We start from the raw sequence: 344 nt of genomic DNA, 5'->3' as shown, positions 1-344 counted from the left end.
CACATCGTGATGTTCTCCTTGCGCGCACCGAGCGAGACATAGAACCGGGCGGTCGCGATCGCACTTGCGCCCGCCCCCGAGAAGACGATATCGAGATCCGCGAGGTCCTTCTCGGCGATGTCGGCGGCGTTCAACAGTGCCGCCCCGGAGATGATCGCCGTTCCATGCTGGTCGTCGTGGAAGACCGGGATCGACATCGACTCCCGGAGACTCTCCTCGATCTCGAAGCATTCGGGCGCGCTGATATCTTCGAGGTTGATGCCGCCGAAGGTGGGCTCCATCGCCTCGACAGTTCGAATGATCTCCTGAGGGTCTGCCTCGTCGAGTTCGATGTCGAAGACGTC

Annotated in this window: 1 pseudogene; it reads right to left on the bottom strand. The window is 61.6% G+C overall.

The features are described from left to right. Positions 1-344: pseudogene (locus tag C449_RS15670) on the bottom strand (NADP-dependent malic enzyme); the annotation flags it as partial.

Origin of the sequence: Halococcus saccharolyticus DSM 5350 (assembly GCF_000336915.1) — an archaeon.
Taxonomy (GTDB): domain Archaea; phylum Halobacteriota; class Halobacteria; order Halobacteriales; family Halococcaceae; genus Halococcus; species Halococcus saccharolyticus.
This window is presented reverse-complemented; position numbering and strand designations above follow the sequence as displayed.